The sequence below is a fragment of the Acinetobacter sp. ESBL14 genome, assembly GCF_036668815.1.
Taxonomy (GTDB): Bacteria; Pseudomonadota; Gammaproteobacteria; order Pseudomonadales; family Moraxellaceae; genus Acinetobacter; species Acinetobacter gyllenbergii.
This window is the reverse complement of sequence record NZ_JAZEVS010000004.1, coordinates 38567-55650: the sequence shown is the minus strand read 5'-3', so window position 1 is coordinate 55650 and position 17084 is coordinate 38567. Positions and strand designations below refer to the sequence as shown.

The following is a 17084-nucleotide window of genomic DNA, read 5'->3' as shown; positions in this document are numbered from 1 at the left end:
ACCCCTTAAGCTTCTGAAGTTGCTTTTTGTTCAGCTTTTGGTGAATTGGCTTGTTTTTGTTCAGCAGCTTTTGGTGCTGCATTTTGAGCTTCAGCTGCTTTTGGTTGGTAAGGTTTAGTAGACACTTCTTGTCCTTCTTTGACCTTGGCAACACCATCAACAACAACCTTATCACCAGCCTGTAAGCCTTCAGTTACAATCCAGTCCTGACCTTTCACACCCACTGTTTTAATTGGGCGTGTTTCAATTGCACCTTTAGCATTGACCACCAATGCAATTGCTTGGCCTGTAGGTAAACGAGATACCGCTGCTTGAGGAATCAGATATGCATTTGGTAAAACACCTTGCGAGATTTTAGCCGTTGCATACATTCCTGGTAATAACAGGTGGTTTGGATTCGAGAAGACTGCACGTAGGGTTACAGTACCTGTATCTGGATTCACGCTTGCGTCAGAGAAAGCAAGTTGGCCTTCGACTGGGTATTCAGACCCATCTTCCAGTGTGATTTTGACACGGGTATTGTTACTGTTATTTAAACTGCCTTTGCTGAGTTGCTGGCGTAAACGCAATAATTCAGCACTTGATTGGTTGATATCAACATAGATTGGATCAAGTTGTTGGATCGTGACCAATGGATCAGCTTGGTTTGCAGTTACCAAAGCACCAGGCGTCACCGAAGAACGGCTAGACTGACCTGAGATTGGTGCGCGAACTGTTGAGTAACCCAGTGTAATTTCAGCATTTTTTAATGCAGCTTCAGACGCAGCTACATCAGCTTCAGCCAATTTTACTTGAGCATTGATATCGTCATATTCTTGTTTAGAAACCGCATTGGTTCCAACCAATTGACGATAACGACCTTCTTTCACGCGTAATGCATTTAAGTTTGCTTGTTGACGCAATAAGGTTGCACGAGCATTGTCTGCTGTTGCACGGTTAGTATTTGCATCAATTTGATAAAGTGCTTGACCTGCTTGAACGTAGCTACCTTCAGCAAATAAACGTTTTAGAATCACGCCACCTGTTTGCGGGCGCACTTCAGAAACTTGATATGCAGAGGTTCGTCCTGACAGTTCGACGTTTTGTTCAACGCTTTGTGGTTGAGCAACAATGACACCAACTTCTGGAGGTGGCATTTTTTGAGCAGCAGCAGCTTGCTGTGCATCTTTAGGATCTTTGCTACAACCAACAAGCGCAATGCTTGTTGCTAATGCGCAAGCAGTGAGGGCAGGAGCCCAAAGCTTAGCCGACATCATTATTCCACCTCAATTTAGATTTTTTATCTAAAAACAAATTATTGCTGAAAGTGCTTTGATACAGCCCAAACCAAAGCAAGGAAGTCCAAATCAACCCAATTCCCCAACCGGCAAGTACGTCAGTTGGGTAGTGAACCCCCGCATAAACTCTAGATATCCCCATGAAGATAAACCATAAAGTAGATACTAAAATGACACTGGTGCGATATTTGTGTTGTTGACACAACAACATGGCTAAACTCGCAAGGGTTGCAGCATAAAGGCTATGGGCACTTGGGAAGGATGCACCATAACTTTGAACCAAGTGATAAAACTCCATTGGTCTTGGCCGATCAATGCTCCATTTCAGAAGCCAACCAATCACAATGCTGCCGATCACACTTAAAGCGATAAAGGTCACATTCTTATAATTTTTAATCCAAGTTTGGTAAAGACACAAAAATGTAGTTAAAAATAGTAAAAAAGGCATCCCGCCAAGTAGAGAGAGCAGAACTGTCACATGATTAAGCGTAAATGAACGGTGCTCAAAAAAAACTTGAACACTAAAAAGGTCTAAAGTTGATGTGTTGGAAAGAACTAATCCAATCACACCGAATCCTAAAAAAAAGCAACCAATACAAAGCAATAGGTACGGCATGCGCTACTCATTATTTGCTTAACCATTATTCAGGGTTGTTGAGTGTTTGAAAGTGTACTCGCGAGTACACTTTTGGTCAAGTCTTGAAATTTTATGATAATTTCATTTTGATGTTTTTTTAAGACTTAGTAAAAAAACATAACAAAATTTGATGTATATCTCACTTTTAATTGAATCTATGCCTATCATGAAAAGTACTTTTTTAAGCTGTTTTCTCAACAGCCTAAGCCATTCTCTAGATTGCAAATTTACTTTGCATCACCTCGTTTGACTCAAGCAGCCTAAACTGTATTTATGTAGGCAATATTCAGCTCAGTGCAATATTCAAAAAGTAAAAGATCAAGATTGAATAAGTTGTTTTACATAGTTTTAGCAGTAAGTTTTAGAGTGCAGATGCATACTTGAGATCTCTCATTCAATTCGAGATACTTATAGACTGGCGTCATAGTATCTCCTAGTAAAAGGGATACCATGGCGGAGAAGTAATCTATTCAATAATAGACGCAGGGAATACCAACCCATTTAAACTATTTTTGGTGGCTTGATTATACGCAAAAATAGTTCAAATGTTAGACTTGTACTTTGTCGTTTTTTCTGTACAAAGCTAGTGTGCAGATGGGGTGTTCTTCGTCTGTACTTCCACTTCAACGGGTTGTTTAGGTGGCCAGAAAAAATCGCTTGGTCGGGTCAGGAAGTGAGTCGTTACCAACTTTGCGAGAGGCTTCCATTGTGCAAAACGGACACGGCGGGCGCGTAAAGCAACAATAATGGTGAGGGTGAAGCTGACAAATAAGTTGGTTAATCCAATCAGCATCACACCAAGGAATGACACTAAAATTAAACCAATGTCAGGCCCACCAATGGTCATTAAACCTTGGATGAAGTTGGCAGAGGCGAAGGCAATATGACGGATATCTAAAGGTAAACCGAGAATAAATCCAATCGTGCCCATACTGCCCAGCATGATTCCAAACAAGAAGTTACCCGCCAAGGCGCCGAGATTGGTCTCGATATAACCCGCGAATTTATCTAAGCGTTGTTGTCCCATCCAGCGTTTTAAGCGTCGATGCTGTTTTAAACGTGGACCGACTTTACGATAAACTGCCAAGTTATCGAAATAACCTGCAATCAAGCCAGAGAAAAACAAACATACACCCGCAATTGCGGCATGTGGAACTGCCAATGACGTAAAGGGGTTGAGGCTATGTAGCAATGCGGCTGATTTGGCGTGATTGAGCAGTGGCTCACCAAGATTGTATTGCCACAAAAAGGTAATCAGTGCTGCGGTTGGAATCGCAATCGAGATATTCCCCAGAATTGCAATGAACTGGGTTCGGATAATATTAATAATCAAGGCGGCCAGTTCTGCAATTTGTGCGGTCTTGCTGCCTTTTTGCTGCTGTACGGTTGACGCCAACGCCGCTGCAGTCATGGCAGGTTGTTTGGTCGCCACGGTAAAGTGCAATACATGAATCAACATAAAGCCAAGCGCATAGTTCATGCTGTATAAAAAGGCATGACCAAATGGAGCTAAGACCAAACGCGCCGTTAAAATTTTCAGCGTTGCCATGGTGGCAATGATCGCACCAGCACCTGCAGCTGCTTTGTACATGCCAAAGAAGCCTGATTTGTCGGTACTTACATAATGCTCACCTGTTTTACTGGCATTTTCTGTGACCTGTAAGGCAATCAGCTCACTGGTTGAGGTTAATAAGTGGCGGACACTTTTCTCATTATAATGCGCTTTGGTTAAGTCAGTGATTAACTCACCTAATGCCGTGTAACGCGCATCATTTTTGCTGGCTAATAGGGTCAGTAGCAGTTCAATCCGATCAATTGCCTGTTCTAACAGCGATAATAAATAGGTGAGGCTGATACTAACGCCAATCCGCTTGGTGGCACGGCGAATTTTGAGCACCACTTCACGGCATTGATCCAGCATCACAAAGGCTTGCGATGCATCTGGTGGTGGTAAAACCACAACCGCATCTTGATCATCAATCTGTTTTTTATATTTCTCGATGAACTCTACGATTTCACGATTTTGCACCAGAAAAGGCGATTCATATTCGGTAATTTCAGGTTGCGCATTAATAAATTCAGGGTAGAGGCCGATACCACTAATCCGATAGGACAATACCGTAATCGCTTTAATTAGCTCATTTTTTGAAATTTGTTTTTCTGTGGTATTGCTTTGGCTTTCACCTAATAGATTAAATAGGGTAATCCAGTCCTGATTCTCAATCAGATCGAGCCATTCACTGTCATTTTCTTGGTGAAAGACTTTTCCAATTAGGGTTTTAAGCTGTTGACCATCTTCGACTAAAGGGAGGAAGTGCGCGCCCAGACGTTGTCCCAACTGGTTCCAAAATCCATCCAGCGAAAGAATCCCGCTGTCAGCATATAAGCTTAACTGTTTATATTGGCTGATAAGCTTAAGTAAAAAGTTTTGCAGTAAGATGGCTGACGTTGGAGTCAGTAATAAGATTTTGATTAGCGCATGGATACGCTGTTTAACTTCATCCGCATCATTTGGATTTTTGGGACGGATCCGATTGACCAGTTCAATCAACAGTTGTTCGTCAAGAACAGCTTGAGGTTGGTCAAGCTGTTCCTGCATTTTTAAAAAAAGATCAGATAAGGTTAAATGCATAGGCAGTCAAAAAATTATTGTAGTCGATGTAAAGCCATTAAGGTCAAATTGATCAGTGCTTGGCGATATTCATTATCTGGCAGCGCTTTCAACGCTTCTAAAGCGGCATCCGTTTCCTGTTGGGCACGTTTTTGACAGTAATCTAGGCCACCTGAGTGATGAACAATTTCAATCACTTTATCTAAATGCTCAACACCACCTGTTGCAATACTGCGACGAATGATTTGGTGTTCCTCGCCAGTTGAATGAGCTAATGCAGAAATTAACGGTAAAGTCGGTTTCCCTTCCATTAAATCATCACCAATATTTTTACCTAATGTTTCAGCATCAGAAGTGTAATCTAAAATATCGTCGATAATTTGGAAGGCATTGCCAAAATGACCTGCGAAGCGACGCAAAGGTTCACGGTATTCTTCTGTTCCAGCTAAAATGGCGGCGCCTTCGGTGGCGAGTTCAAATAAGCGGGAAGTTTTACCATGGATAATTCTTAAATAGGTTTCTTCTGTGGTTTCTGGTTGGTGCTGAGACTGGAGTTGGAGTACTTCACCTTCTGCAATTTCACAAGTCCCAGTCGAGAAATCTTTTAATAAGGTCATATTATTTAAATCGACCAATAAATCAAAAGCTCTTGAAATTAGGAAATCACCGACCAAAACCGCAGTTTGATTGTTCCATGTTGCATTTGCGGTTGGACGACCACGGCGCAAACTTGATTCATCGACCACATCGTCATGCACCAAGGTTGCAGTATGCAGCATTTCAATGACTGCCGCCAAATGCTGTGCTTGTTGCATATCAGCGAGTCCACAAGCTCGCGCTGCCAATAAACACATAATCGGACGCATGCGTTTTCCGCCTGCTTCAACCACGTGTTTGCTGACACTCATGACGAGGCCCACTTTTGAGCTAATTCCTTCATTAATGAGGCGATCCATCGCAGCAAAATCTGTCGCAACAGGGGAGAGAATGTCTTGCTTAAAATCGATAACCATATGAAGAAAAACCTCGTATAGGTGGGTAATGTTGCCAAGTGTATCAATTTATCTATAACTAAACAGTTATACAGACTGTGTAATCTGCTATTTAAGACACGATGAAGAGTTTTTTGGTCTTAATTTAGACAGAAAAGAGGTTTCCCACCACATACCATTACTTTAATTATGGCTTTTAAAAAACACAGTTTGTTATTGTTACAACTTATTTTCAGAAATGTATTTCAAATTTTGATCAGAATCAATCGAAAATCCGTCATCAATCTAATTGATTTTGCTTAAAAATCCAAGCAAGTTATCGATATACATGTGTTTATGTAAAATCACTTGTCGTTTGATCAATTTTCACTTAAAATTTGTCCCCTTGTATAACCCCAGTGGCGTTCGTCTTAAGATCGATATGTCCCTTTATCGGCACGACGACACGGGCAAGTTGGAGTACATTATGTACGCAGTAATCCAAAGCGGTGGTAAACAGCACCGTGTTGTTGAGGGTGAAACCCTTAAAGTAGAATTATTGAAAGCTGAAACTGGCGCGACTATTACGTTTGATGACGTATTAATGGTTGTTAACGGTGACAACATTCAAATCGGTGCTCCAGTTGTAGCTGGCGCAAAAGTAACTGCAGAAGTAGTTGGCCATGGTCGTCACGACAAAATCCGCATCATCAAAATGCGTCGTCGTAAACACTATCGTAAACAACAAGGTCACCGTCAATGGTTTACCGAGTTGAAAATTACTGGTATCGCAGGCTAATACGAGGAGTAAATAGACATGGCAACTAAAAAAGCCGGTGGATCGACGAAGAACGGTCGTGATTCGAATCCTAAGATGTTAGGTGTTAAAGTTTACGGTGGTCAAACTGTAACTGCTGGTAACATCATCGTTCGTCAACGTGGTACAGAGTTCCACGCTGGTGCAAATGTTGGTATGGGTCGTGACCATACTTTATTTGCTACTGCTGACGGCGTAGTAAAATTTGAAGTGAAAGGTCAATTTGGCCGTCGCTATGTAACTGTTGAAGCTTAAGTTTTAATAGTTCGAGAAAACCCGCTTTTAGCGGGTTTTTTTATGCATATAAGTTTTTGCATTGTGGTTTAGTCTGAAGGTTTTCCAAAGTTTCCTGTTTTTAAATCTTCATAAGCCTGTAAAATTTGCTCATAACTGTTCATCACAAAAAAGCCATGCCCATTGATTGGCTCTTGCAAGGGCGGCGCAGATAAAAATAACAGATCACTATCTTCTAATGCGGTAATCGCAACATCAGTATCAAAGCTGGACAACACCGCTAAGGCCTGTTCTTCCAATGTGTCTTCATGTTCGGTGAATTGAAGCTTGCCTTTACGTAAATAAATTAAAGTCGTGTCCCCATGATGGGCAGGGAGTGTCAGTTGATGAGCTTTATTTAGATGAACATCAAAAACATTCATTGGGCTAAAGGTTTGGGCGATCCCTTGAATATTTTGAAACTGTCCAGCCACAATCCGGACATAGCCTGCATTCTGTTCGAGAGGTATTTGGGGGATCGTATTCTTTAATAGGCTTTGATAGCGAGGTGTAGACATTTTGTCTTTTGCAGGAAGGTTAATCCACAATTGCAACATTTCAAAGTATCCACCACGCTCACGAAACTCTGGACTAAAATGTTCGGTATGCTGAATACCAGCGGCAGCTGTCATCCATTGCACATCACCTTGTCCGATGATTCCACCTTGCCCCGTAGAGTCTTGGTGTTGTAACTCACCCGCAAACACAAAGGTCACTGTTTCAAAGCCGCGGTGAGGATGCTCACTCACACCTTTTTTCGTGCTTTTGGGTGCCAAGCGTCCTGGCCCTAGATGATCCAATAATAAAAATGGTGAGGTGGTATTCCCCAGTTCCTGATACGAAAATACCGAAAGGGCGGGATAAAAATCGCCAATCGCAAATCGCGTGTCATTACGGTGGATAAAGGCAAGACTTTTCATGAATGATGCTGGTTAAAATCATTGGCTTTTAGCTTAGCAAATGCTGGTGATTCGTCTAGATTCACGCTGAGCAATAATTTTCCCTGATCAGACATTGACGGATGTAGTTGGTGAATGGTCGAAAAGTTAATTTTCGTTCTTACAATCTCTACATAAAGGCTGTAACTTCATACATAATGCAGGACTTTGCGACACGAATTACACAAAACCGTTGCTTTTCTTCATTTTTTTAATGATTAAAAACAGTAAGATGTCGTCATACCAGTAGAAATCTGATAGAAGGTTGTTTTTATGAATTTCGTAAAAAAAATGGCTTATGCTGCAACGTTAAGTGCAATGACACTTGCTCCTGTTGTGAGTAGTCAGGTCTTCGCTGCACCTGTTGCTGCATCGGCTCAGCAAGCGACCACCAGTTTGGTTCAACAGTTATCTGGCTTGCAACGATTCACCGCAGATTTTGAACAAAGCACAAAAGTAGCAAACAGTAATAAAGCAGTACAAAAAAAAGGTTTAACTGCTCAACACATGAATCAGACCTTTAAAGGAACAATGAAAGTTGAGCGTCCTGGGAAATTTTATTGGGAAACCACCAGTCCAGCCAAACAAACCATCGTGACTACGGGTAAAGTGGTGTGGATTTATGATCCAGACTTGCAGCAAGCCGTGCGTCAAAGCTTAGATGATCAAATTGCCAATACGCCAGCATTATTGTTATCGGGCAATACCAACCAGATCATGCAGTCTTATCGTGTGACTCAACCGGATCGCAGCAAGCTGTATTACACTTTATATCCTAAGCAAGAAGATGGGGCATTCCAGAGTTTAACGATTAGTTTTGGTGGCAATAAAGCGCCGAATTTGATGGTATTACAAGACTCTTTGGGGCAAACCACTTATGTGCGTTTCAATAATATTAAAGTGAATCAGGCGATTCCAGCATCAGTGTTTAATTTCACACCGCCTAAAGGCACAGATATTATTGATCAGTAACTCTCCGCTTGACTTGAAAAGCCGCACATGTTGCGGCTTTTTTGATATGAGGTTTGGATACATTTTTTAATTTCATCTTGGGGCAAGGCTTTGTATAGTGAAGAAAAACATCAGAGACTTGCATGACGATGAAACCTTCACAATTATCAAAAATTATTCCACTGCTCCCCATTCTGACGGTTGTTGCATTAGCGGGTTGCCAACCTAAAAAAGACAGCACTGCGACCACTGAAAAAGTCGATATTCCATTGATTCATGCAAAAGTGGTGACGGTTAAAATTCCAAAGCAGAAAGTCTGTTTGGAGGACGGTTGTACCAGCTATGATTTACAAACGGTTGAAACCAATCAGAAATGGATTGATGAATATTTCGTGAATCGGATGAAAAAGGCCGAGCCGAATGCGTTTTCCAATATTGCAGACCAGAAAGTAAAAGTCCCTGCGGACGAAGCATCGCAAAGCGAAAGCAGTACCTATGTCCGCTTTGTGGGGCAAAACTATAATCTAGCCACTTTTGCAATCCAGACTTATTCTTATTCTGCGGGGGCGGCACATGGCATGTCACATCAAGAGTTTGTGAATTTTGACTTGAGTAATAAAAAACATATCACGGTCAGTGAATTGCTCAAACCTGATATGAATACCAAACTGCGCGATGAACTATATGCATCCAATCAAAACTGGCTCGAAGACCACAGCATTAAAAAAGAACAATTACAGGTCAGTGATAACTATTACTATGGGGTAAATGGCATCGTATTTGTTTATCCACTGTATGAATTGGCATCTTATGCGGAAGGTATGAGTGAGTTGACTTTGCCGTACTATGCAGCCAAACAGTTTGTGAAGGCTGAATATTTACCAAGTTTGCCAAAAGATCCGAACTAGTTCTTCTCCAGCATCTACATCTTAGATGTAGATGCTGAGACTTTGTTGCCAATCGCTGTATTTTTTTAGGTTAAAGCCTTACACTATAGCCAGTTTTTTTCTCTATTCATGATTGATTATGATCGACCCAAAATTACTTAGAAATAATATCGAAGCAGTCAATGCTGCTTTGGCAAAACGTGGTATTCAGCTAAATGTGCAAGAGTGGGCTGATTTAGAAGCTCGCCGTAAAGATTTGCAATCCAAAGCTGAAAACTTGCAAGCTGAGCGTAATGCAGGTGCCAAGCAAGTCGGTCAAATCAAAAAATCGGGTGGAGATGCTTCTGAAATCATGGCGCGTATGGCAGCCATTGGTGATGAGATCAAAGCTGCGGAAGTGGCTTTGGCTGAGTTGCAAGCTGAGCTTGAACAAAAATCATTGGCGATTCCAAACTTGCCAGATGAATCTGTTCCCTTTGGTAAAGATGAAAGCGATAACCTTGAAATCCTAAAGTGGGGTACACCACGTCAGTTTGATTTCGAGATCAAAGATCATACCGATCTTGGTGAAATGATGGGTGGTCTGGAGTTTGAAACGGCGACCAAATTAACAGGTTCACGTTTCAGCGTATTGAAAGGACCTTTGGCGCGTTTACAACGTGCTTTAGCCCAGTTCATGTTGGATACGCACACGCTTAAAAATGGCTATACCGAAGCTTATGTGCCGTATTTGGTCAATGCAGACAGCTTACGTGGTACAGGTCAACTGCCTAAGTTTGAAGAAGACTTATTCAAACTTCAGGGTGAAAAAGAGTATTACTTGATTCCAACTGCTGAAGTGCCAGTGACCAACTTCGTTCGTGACGAAATTATTGATGCGGATCGTTTGCCACTGAAATATTCTGCACATACGCCATGTTTCCGTAGCGAAGCAGGTTCTTATGGCCGTGATACCCGTGGTTTGATTCGCCAACACCAATTCGATAAGGTCGAAATGGTGCAAATCGTAAAACCAGAGCACTCTATGCAGGCACTTGAAGAGTTGACTGCACACGCAGAGGGCATTTTGCAGGCATTAGGCTTACCGTACCGTAAGATTTTGCTCTGTGGTGGTGACATGGGCTTTGGTGCGGTTAAAACCTATGACCTAGAAGTATGGGTACCAAGCCAAGATACTTATCGTGAAATCTCAAGCTGCTCAAATGTGGGTGATTTCCAAGCACGTCGTATGAAAGCACGCTACCGTGTTGATCAGAAGAAGATCGAATTGGTGCATACCTTGAATGGTTCAGGTTTGGCAGTTGGTCGTACCTTGCTTGCGGTGATGGAAAACTATCAACGCGCTGATGGTTCAATCGAGATTCCAGAAGTTTTACGTCCATATATGGGCGGTGTTAGCTACATCGACTAAACTGTGCATCGAATTTGTGCATAGTTTTTGCTTTAGCTCAATCAGATTGAAAATATAGAGGCGTCACGTGGAAATTTTCCCAATCTCTTTAAAGTTGCAACAGCAACGTTGTCTGATTGTGGGGGGTGGGCATATTGCCTACCGCAAAGCAAACCTGCTCGTCAAAGCTGGTGCAATTGTGGATGTGATTGCACCAGAGATCCTTCCCGAATTAGACCAACTGATTGAGCAATCGGCAGGGCAATATATTCAAGCCTCTTTTTCTGAAACTGTTCTGGCAACAGCTTATCGCTTGGTGATTGCTGCGACAGATCAGCCCGACGTCAATAAAGCAGTATTTGAACAGTGTGAACAGCGTAATCTGTTGGTCAACAGTGTTGATGATATTCCACACTGCCGCTTTATGGTGCCTGCGATTATTGATCGCTCACCATTGGTAATTTCGGTGGCTTCCAATGGTGCATCACCCGTTTTATCCAGACAGTTGCGTACTCAGATTGAAACCATCGTGCCGCATGGTATGGGTAAATTGGCTGAGTTTTCGGGGCAATGGCGTAAGCAAGTGAAAGCCAAAATTGCCAATCCAGATGAACGTCGTATCTTCTGGGAAAACTTGTACGCCAGTCCGCTGAAAGAACAGGTTTTCAATGACAATATTGATGTGGCCAATGATCTGATTGAGCAGGCTTTAACTGAATGGACTGCACCGAAAGGTGAGGTGTATTTGGTCGGGGCAGGTCCGGGCGATCCAGAACTACTGACTTTAAAAGCTTTGCGTCTAATGCAACAAGCCGATGTGGTGATTTATGACCGCTTGGTATCTGCACCGATTCTGGATTTGTGCCGCCGTGATGCTGAAAAGATTTATGTCGGTAAAGCCCGTTCTAATCATTCGGTTCCGCAAGATGGCATCAATGCCTTATTGGTGGAATATGCACAGCAAGGTAAACGTGTTTGTCGTTTAAAAGGTGGCGATCCTTTTATCTTTGGCCGTGGTGGAGAAGAGATTCAGGAATTGGTGCAAGCCAATGTGACTTTCCAGGTTGTTCCGGGTATTACCGCAGCTTCAGGTTGTTCAGCGTATGCAGGTATTCCACTGACGCATCGTGATTATGCGCAAAGTGTACGTTTCCTGACAGGTCATTTAAAAGAAGGCTCACCTGAGTTACCTTGGAATGAACTGGTCTATGAAAACCAAACTTTGGTGTTATATATGGGCTTGGTCGGTTTGGAACGCATTTGTGAGCAATTGATTGCACATGGTCAGCGTCCAACTATGCCTGTGGCCTTAATTTCTAAAGGAACAACCCCTGATCAGAAAGTGGTGGTGGGTACATTGGCGGATATCGCGACCAAAGTATCTGAACATCAGATCGTAGCGCCAACTTTAACCATTATTGGTGAAGTGGTGAGTCTACGCGAACAGTTAAAATGGTCTATGTAGGATAAGATCATGGCGTTCTATTTAGCTGGTTATCATCTCATTCAATTGAAATCAGCTAATCTATTTAAGGACGTGCCATCTAGAATTTTTACATGTAGTTCTTGTATAAATGATCATCTTGTTGATCGTTGGTCATATTCTTGGGTATTAAAAACGCAAGACGAAATTCAGGAAATAAAATCCAAACTTAGTTTAACGAATGAACAATTCCATTTACTTGAAAATTGGGTAAATGACTTACATCAGAAGAATTTGCTAGGTTGGGCTAATGTCTTTCAGGATATTCAGACCGCAACCCAATATAAAGAAAGATTTTTTAAAAATCATGCTGATATTTATTTGCTATCTCTTTATGTAGATGGTGATTATAGGAGTGATATTTTAGAGATTTTTGCTTCAAGTTCTGAACACGTTGGCGAAATTGGTATCTATCAGTGTTTAAAAAAAGGCATTAGAGAAGATTGCATCCCAGATGAAAAGCTTTTGGGATATGACTATATTGGCTTGGAAGTAAGTGGTGATTTTCATAGTTTTCACTGCCATGATCTTTCTAACAATTTAGTTGAAAAATTTGATTTAACTTTAAATGAATTTGGGTTGTTTGAAGAGCCCTCAAAAAGCGATCAAATTGAAGCATTTTTAAATGATAATCCGAATGGATTTGAGGCGGTTCCTTGGGGGATTGCCAAAGTAAAATTGGTTAATTCTTGGTAAAATATTTAAGATTTATCTAGAAAAATTTAGTAGAGAAAATTTGTGATTCATGTCGTCCTATACGAACCTGAAATTCCAGCGAATACAGGTAATATCATTCGTCTATGCGCCAATACCGGTGCGCAACTACATCTAGTCAAACCTTTAGGTTTTGAGCTGGATGATAAAAAGTTGAAGCGTGCAGGTTTGGATTACCACGAATGGGCAAGAATGCAAATTTGGGACAATATCGAACTTTGCCTTGCCGATTTAAAGGCGAAAGGGGTTGAGCATGTTTTCCCGCTTACCACCAAAGGGACAGCGACACCGCATACGGTTGATCTGAATCGTCCCGTTGCCTTGTTGATGGGGCCTGAAACCCGTGGTCTGCCAGAGCAAGTGCGTCTCATGTTCCCGCAAGAGCAATGGATTCGTTTGCCGATGGCTGAAAATTCAAGAAGCTTAAACCTCTCGAATGCAACCGCTGTGATTGTCTATGAAGCGTGGAGACAACAGGGTTTTAAACAACTCTAATTTTCGCAGCTTAGAGATCACCATATGGACTCGCCACAACCAGCGTGTAGCCATTTGGGTCTTTAAACCAGATTTCGCGATGATGCGCGTTCGGGTTATATTTCGGCCCTTCCAAAATTTCGACTTGATGGGTTTGTAAACTCGCTACAATCTCATCAAATTGAGTGCTTTCAAACCAAAGCAAAACGCCATTACCAACGACCCGTTTAGGGTCTCCGATATGTGAGTGGTCATGGGCTTGCCATTGATGCAATTGCAGCACCATGCGCTGTTCAAACAGCAATTGTTCATATTCTCTGCCGCCATGTCCACTTTCTAAGCCCAGTACTGTTTGATACCACTGACTGGTTTTCTCGACATCGGCCACTGCAATTAAAGGCTGTGGGTACATACACACCTCACGGAATTATTCGAATTGTTGTTCCTGTATCGTATCAAAACGTTGTTGAGCGTAGATCACTTGTTCAATATTACTTTCAGCCCAATCTTTGAGTTGGTACGCCATTTCTGCAACTTCCAGACCGAGTGGCGTGAGTGAATAATCCACCCGAATTGGTGCAGTATCTTGTACTTGCCTTTCAATAAAGCCATCACGTTCTAGCATTTTTAGTTTCTGTGACAATACTTTAGGTGAGATGCCTTGAATGCTCTTTTTGAGTAAATTGAAATGTTGGGTTTCTCGCGCAAGCACATTGATGATCATCAGCACCCATTTGTCTGCAATTTTTTCAAAAAATAACCGAGCAGGACAATGTTGTTGATAAATATCGTATTTTAATGCCTGATTCATAGCGACAACCCTCATTTTTTCAATTGAATGGCAGTAGTTACCATCTGGTAACTAATTGACACCTAGTTTCTAAAATATATCATTAAATCGAACTTTTGAAAAATTTTGGATACTCTCATGACACAAATTGCGGTTGTTTACTTCTCGGGCTATGGCCATACCAAAGTGGTTGCTGAAACTTTTGCGGGTGCAATTGACGCAGCTTTAATTGAAATTGATCAGAATGGTGAGATCACAGAGCAAGATTGGCAGACTTTAAATGATGCACAAGGGATTGTGTTTGGCACACCAACTTATATGGCGGCAGCCCCTTGGCAATTTAAGAAATTTGCCGACGCTTCTTCAAAAGTCTGGTTTACTCGTGGTTGGCAAGATAAAGTCTTTGCGGGTTTTACCAATAGCGCGAGCCTGAATGGTGATAAGCAAGTGACCTTGATTCAATTACAAACTTTGGCTTCGCAGCATGGCGGTATTTGGGTGAGCTTGGGGTTATTGCCTGCCAATACCAAAGCAGCGAAGCGTGAAGATGTAAATAACTTAGGTGGTTCGGTTGGATTGTTGGTTCAGTCTCCATCTGATGCAAGTACCGATGAGATTCCAACAGGGGATTTAGAAACAGCGAAGCTTTATGCACAACGCGTGAAAGCAATTGTTGAAAAATTGCATGGTTAAGTTTTTAAACTAATAACAAAAGACCGCCAAATTTAGGCGGTCTTTTGTTATTGCTTTTAATGTTGTGTCACGATGGGCTTAGTCTCTAGCACGATTGGCATAAATCGTAAGTGTTTGATCACCACTTGCGAAGCGTCTACCAGTAATTGGTGTAGCCCATAAATTCCAGCCAAGAGAAGACTGTCCAATCAGGCGTTGTGTATATAGATAAACGCTGGCACCTGGCTCACGATCATCTAAGACACTGCCATCAAATATTTTGTATACCAAATTGGTGGTATTGGTATTGCTGCTATCTCTTTCTAATACTAAGCCATAATCATCATTACCATCTTGGAAATTAAAACGATAAATATAACCAGCAGCTTTTTGTTGATCCAAAATCGTTTTGATCTCAGTGGCTTTAGTGCTGCTACTGATTGGAATCCAACGATAATCATAAGTCCCATTATGAAGATTACTGTTGGTACAGAGGAAAGAGTACTGTTGGAGGTTGATGCGATAAGCATATTCCAAGCGACAGCCTGCTTTGCCAAGTTCATTGGCATAATTTGTCCAAGTTGTTGGAGTCACGAGATTGGGGCGGATAAGACTTTCATCTACCGTATAGACTGCAGTATCACCAACGCGTTTTTCATAAATATTAAAGGTGCCCTTATCCTGATCAAGTTGATATTGTGTACGGTAATGGAAACCTTGGCTCGCTTGAGTCGTTAATTCAGCTTTGAACAGATTGTGTCTTTCGGTTGATGTGCCTGTCGTAGTGGCCGTGGTGAGTTGGTATTGCCACTTAGCTGCATTGTTTGCGTTGTTTTTAATATAAAGATTACGCATACGCATTTCTTCGGTAGTAAGCAAAGAAGATGCGGTGTCGGAAGTTACATTGGTATCAATACGAACATCTACCAGTCTAAAGCCTGCATTGGCTTGAGCATCTAGTTGATTTTTGAGTCGTGCAAGGGTGGGTTCCAGATCTTTAAATTCATAAGTGCTGGTCGTAATAAATGGACTGGCTCTCAAACTTTGGAAGCGTTTAAGTGAGGATTTTCTTAAGCATTGATTTGCAGCACTCATTGTTTGTACAGTCTGATCAATGTTCGTGCCATTGGTTTCAGAGCTTTCAAAAATACAAAGCGTATTTGCATCTTTAAAGGCTAATACGGCTGCATTTGATTGACTGTCATCATCACCATAAAGTTTTACTCGTGCCAGATGATATGTGGTCTGATTCGTGCGTTGCGCGTTGCCGATATTGTAGTACGACAGACCACGAGGGCCGCCATCGTGTTCAAAATCTCCAAAAATTTCCCCTGAGCAATTGGCTTCTTGATAACGTTCAGTATCAAGAAGTGTGTCGAATGAATTATTCGATACGACATGGTTTTCCATAATTAGACGGAAATTAAGTGGTGCTGCTGCACATGATTGAGATTCCCAAGTTCCTGCAAAGGTTTGAGAGACTGGCGTAGGCGTAGGCGTAGGCGTAGGCGTAGGTGTTGGCGTAGGAGTTGGAGTCGGCGTAGGTGTTGGAGTCGGCGTTGGCGTTGGCGTTGGCGTTGGCGTTGGTGTCGGTGTCGGTGTCGGTGTCGGTGTCGGTGTCGGTGTCGGTGTCGGGGTCGGAGTTGGCGTAGGCGTTGGAGTGGGTGTCGGAGTAGGTGTTGGTGTCGGCGTCGGCGTTGGAGTAGGCGTAGGCGTAGGCGTTGGGGCAGGTCCAGATGAGCTTGAACCTCCGCCGCTACCAGAGTCAAACCAACAAGCACTGAGTGCTACTGAAAGCAGCGCAACGCCACTTCCTTTCACGATATTTTTCATTATTCTATTCCCTCTGTTTTTGTGGTGTTTAAAAATCAATTTGATTTTTAATTTTCAAATATTGTTGGATTTTTTTTAATCATAATGCAGCAGTGAGAGGGAAATAAACAAAAGGCCTCATTAGGTTATTAAATTGGTTTTAAATGTTTTTTTGTTGAATATGCTTTACATCTGAATCTTTTGATCACTTTGATTTTTTTGATTATATTTGCTATGGAAGTATTAAAAGTTCTTTCTTATTAATATGTACTAAACAGAGTGCTTTCATACATTATTTTTTAATAACTAATTTTTAAAGCGATTATTTCTAATAAGGCAATGATCAATAAAAATAATTGTGAAAGCGATCTCATAAAAACTTTAAAT

17 protein-coding genes are annotated in these 17084 nt (G+C 41.8%); 9 read left to right on the top strand and 8 right to left on the bottom strand.

Translation table 11 applies throughout. The features are described from left to right. Positions 1-5: 5 nt before the first annotated feature. The 4 genes from V6E90_RS13530 to sdsA form a co-directional block, all read right to left on the bottom strand. A complete protein-coding gene (locus V6E90_RS13530) occupies positions 6-1256 on the bottom strand; it encodes an efflux RND transporter periplasmic adaptor subunit (protein ID WP_332605622.1) in 1251 nt (416 codons plus the stop codon). Further along, a complete protein-coding gene (locus tag V6E90_RS13525; RefSeq protein ID WP_016541361.1) occupies positions 1243-1893 on the bottom strand; it encodes a phosphatase PAP2 family protein in 651 nt (216 codons plus the stop codon). The genes V6E90_RS13530 and V6E90_RS13525 overlap by 14 nt, the downstream gene beginning before the upstream one ends. A gap of 604 nt (positions 1894-2497) precedes the next feature. Continuing rightward, on the bottom strand, positions 2498-4546 hold the full coding sequence (locus V6E90_RS13520) for a site-specific recombinase (protein ID WP_332605621.1): 2049 nt from the start codon (positions 4544-4546) through the stop codon (positions 2498-2500). Between the two features lie 14 nt (positions 4547-4560). Continuing rightward, entirely contained in the window at positions 4561-5538 is a 978-nt protein-coding gene (gene sdsA, locus V6E90_RS13515) for an All-trans-nonaprenyl-diphosphate synthase (RefSeq protein ID WP_016541359.1), read from the bottom strand. Positions 5539-5983: 445 nt separating this feature from the next. Between sdsA and rplU the strand changes: the two genes are divergently transcribed. Both rplU and rpmA read left to right on the top strand, forming a co-directional pair. Then, on the top strand, positions 5984-6295 hold the full coding sequence (gene rplU, locus V6E90_RS13510) for a 50S ribosomal protein L21 (protein ID WP_004652230.1): 312 nt from the start codon (positions 5984-5986) through the stop codon (positions 6293-6295). An 18-nt stretch (positions 6296-6313) separates the two neighbouring features. Then, a complete protein-coding gene (rpmA, locus tag V6E90_RS13505) occupies positions 6314-6568 on the top strand; it encodes a 50S ribosomal protein L27 (protein ID WP_004640422.1) in 255 nt (84 codons plus the stop codon). Positions 6569-6636: 68 nt separating this feature from the next. Here the strand turns inward: rpmA and V6E90_RS13500 are convergent, their stop codons facing one another. Further along, a complete protein-coding gene (locus V6E90_RS13500; protein WP_332605618.1) occupies positions 6637-7506 on the bottom strand; it encodes a pirin family protein in 870 nt (289 codons plus the stop codon). Positions 7507-7797: 291 nt separating this feature from the next. On the opposite strand from V6E90_RS13500, the gene lolA reads away from it, so the two are divergent. From lolA to V6E90_RS13470, 6 genes are all read left to right on the top strand, one after another. Continuing rightward, positions 7798-8496, top strand: coding sequence for an outer membrane lipoprotein chaperone LolA (gene lolA, locus V6E90_RS13495; protein WP_016541357.1), 699 nt, complete (start codon positions 7798-7800; stop codon positions 8494-8496). A 122-nt stretch (positions 8497-8618) separates the two neighbouring features. Continuing rightward, positions 8619-9383 carry an RsiV family protein gene (locus V6E90_RS13490; protein ID WP_065343729.1) on the top strand — a complete coding sequence of 255 codons (765 nt, stop codon included), beginning with the start codon at positions 8619-8621 and terminating at the stop codon, positions 9381-9383. A 118-nt stretch (positions 9384-9501) separates the two neighbouring features. Further along, entirely contained in the window at positions 9502-10773 is a 1272-nt protein-coding gene (gene serS / locus V6E90_RS13485) for a serine--tRNA ligase (protein WP_005205904.1), read from the top strand. A gap of 67 nt (positions 10774-10840) precedes the next feature. Beyond that, positions 10841-12217 (top strand): siroheme synthase CysG, encoded by a 1377-nt coding sequence (gene cysG, locus V6E90_RS13480; protein WP_332605617.1) that lies wholly within the window; start codon positions 10841-10843, stop codon positions 12215-12217. A gap of 9 nt (positions 12218-12226) precedes the next feature. Then, a complete protein-coding gene (locus V6E90_RS13475) occupies positions 12227-12931 on the top strand; it encodes a hypothetical protein (protein WP_332605616.1) in 705 nt (234 codons plus the stop codon). 42 nt (positions 12932-12973) lie between these two features. Next, positions 12974-13444 (top strand): tRNA (cytidine(34)-2'-O)-methyltransferase, encoded by a 471-nt coding sequence (locus V6E90_RS13470; RefSeq protein ID WP_004803126.1) that lies wholly within the window; start codon positions 12974-12976, stop codon positions 13442-13444. Between the two features lie 10 nt (positions 13445-13454). On the opposite strand, the gene V6E90_RS13465 is transcribed toward V6E90_RS13470, so the two are convergent. Beyond that, the gene (locus tag V6E90_RS13465) at positions 13455-13835 is read right to left on the bottom strand and encodes a VOC family protein (protein ID WP_065343726.1); all 381 of its coding nucleotides are present in this window, start codon (positions 13833-13835) and stop codon (positions 13455-13457) included. 15 nt (positions 13836-13850) lie between these two features. Then, a complete protein-coding gene (locus tag V6E90_RS13460; RefSeq protein WP_016541353.1) occupies positions 13851-14234 on the bottom strand; it encodes a winged helix-turn-helix transcriptional regulator in 384 nt (127 codons plus the stop codon). Between the two features lie 117 nt (positions 14235-14351). Here V6E90_RS13460 and V6E90_RS13455 point away from each other — a divergent pair, with 117 nt between their 5' ends. Continuing rightward, complete coding sequence (locus tag V6E90_RS13455) at positions 14352-14906, top strand: flavodoxin family protein (protein ID WP_332605615.1); 555 nt, start codon at positions 14352-14354, stop codon at positions 14904-14906. Positions 14907-14984: 78 nt separating this feature from the next. Here V6E90_RS13455 and V6E90_RS13450 read toward each other — a convergent pair whose 3' ends face one another. Next, positions 14985-16718, bottom strand: a complete 1734-nt coding sequence (locus V6E90_RS13450) for a PT dipeptide repeat lipoprotein (protein WP_332605614.1) — start codon at positions 16716-16718, stop codon at positions 14985-14987. Positions 16719-17084: the final 366 nt, after the last annotated feature.

Excerpts from the sequence above, each read along its gene's own strand:
- V6E90_RS13500 (WP_332605618.1), bottom strand. The coding sequence starts at position 7,506 with ATGAAAAGTCTTGCCTTTATCCACCGTAATGACACGCGATTTGCGATT.
- rpmA (WP_004640422.1), top strand. The coding sequence starts at position 6,314 with ATGGCAACTAAAAAAGCCGGTGGATCGACGAAGAACGGTCGTGATTCG.
- lolA (WP_016541357.1), top strand. The coding sequence starts at position 7,798 with ATGAATTTCGTAAAAAAAATGGCTTATGCTGCAACGTTAAGTGCAATG.
- V6E90_RS13460 (WP_016541353.1), bottom strand. The coding sequence starts at position 14,234 with ATGAATCAGGCATTAAAATACGATATTTATCAACAACATTGTCCTGCT.
- V6E90_RS13490 (WP_065343729.1), top strand. The coding sequence starts at position 8,619 with ATGACGATGAAACCTTCACAATTATCAAAAATTATTCCACTGCTCCCC.
- V6E90_RS13475 (WP_332605616.1), top strand. The coding sequence starts at position 12,227 with ATGGCGTTCTATTTAGCTGGTTATCATCTCATTCAATTGAAATCAGCT.
- V6E90_RS13530 (WP_332605622.1), bottom strand. The coding sequence starts at position 1,256 with ATGATGTCGGCTAAGCTTTGGGCTCCTGCCCTCACTGCTTGCGCATTA.
- V6E90_RS13525 (WP_016541361.1), bottom strand. The coding sequence starts at position 1,893 with ATGCCGTACCTATTGCTTTGTATTGGTTGCTTTTTTTTAGGATTCGGT.
- V6E90_RS13520 (WP_332605621.1), bottom strand. The coding sequence starts at position 4,546 with ATGCATTTAACCTTATCTGATCTTTTTTTAAAAATGCAGGAACAGCTT.
- rplU (WP_004652230.1), top strand. The coding sequence starts at position 5,984 with ATGTACGCAGTAATCCAAAGCGGTGGTAAACAGCACCGTGTTGTTGAG.
- sdsA (WP_016541359.1), bottom strand. The coding sequence starts at position 5,538 with ATGGTTATCGATTTTAAGCAAGACATTCTCTCCCCTGTTGCGACAGAT.
- V6E90_RS13450 (WP_332605614.1), bottom strand. The coding sequence starts at position 16,718 with ATGAAAAATATCGTGAAAGGAAGTGGCGTTGCGCTGCTTTCAGTAGCA.
- serS (WP_005205904.1), top strand. The coding sequence starts at position 9,502 with ATGATCGACCCAAAATTACTTAGAAATAATATCGAAGCAGTCAATGCT.
- V6E90_RS13465 (WP_065343726.1), bottom strand. The coding sequence starts at position 13,835 with ATGTACCCACAGCCTTTAATTGCAGTGGCCGATGTCGAGAAAACCAGT.
- V6E90_RS13455 (WP_332605615.1), top strand. The coding sequence starts at position 14,352 with ATGACACAAATTGCGGTTGTTTACTTCTCGGGCTATGGCCATACCAAA.